General features: G+C 48.5%; 1 protein-coding gene. It reads right to left on the reverse strand.

Going from position 1 to position 586, the window contains the following annotated elements; genetic code table 11:
* The coding region (gene rmuC / locus R7R24_RS28800; protein ID WP_318120470.1) for a DNA recombination protein RmuC at nucleotides 1-586 on the reverse strand (586 nt) is incomplete at both ends.

Genomic DNA, 586 nt, shown 5'->3' on the forward strand with positions numbered 1-586 from the left:
TACGCCACCAATGCCATTTTCGAATCGACCACCACTTGCTTGTTTTGTGGCAAATGCACAATCACATCCGGTTGGTAACGCTTGCCCGCTTCGCTCTGTAGGTTCACTTGCGTTTCGTACTCGTGCCCTTCGCGCAGTCCCGATTCGGCTAAAACGCGCGCCAGCACCACTTCACCCCAGTTACCTTGCTGTTTGTTATCACCTTTGAGCGCTTGGGTCAGGTTCACGGCTTCTCGAGTCATTTGTTCATTGAGGCGTTGCAGATTTTTCAGCTCATGCACCAGCGTATGACGCTCTTTAGCTTCTTGGCTAAAGCTGTCGTTGACTTGCTTTTTGAAACCTTCTAACTGCTCTTTTAACGGTGACAACAACCCTTCTAAACTTTGACGGTTTTGCAAATCGACTTTCGCGGTTTTCTCTTCAAACAGTTGATTGGCAAGGTGCTCAAACTGTTGTTTCAGACGCACTTCGGCCTGCTCTAAAATTTGCAGTTTTTCCGCATTAGCCTGATTCATTTGTTCGTGGCGTGCCTGCTGCTCACGAAGCTGCGTTTCCAAACGGGATTTTTGTTCACGCATTTGGCCCA

Source organism: Vibrio sp. 704 (assembly GCF_033339295.1).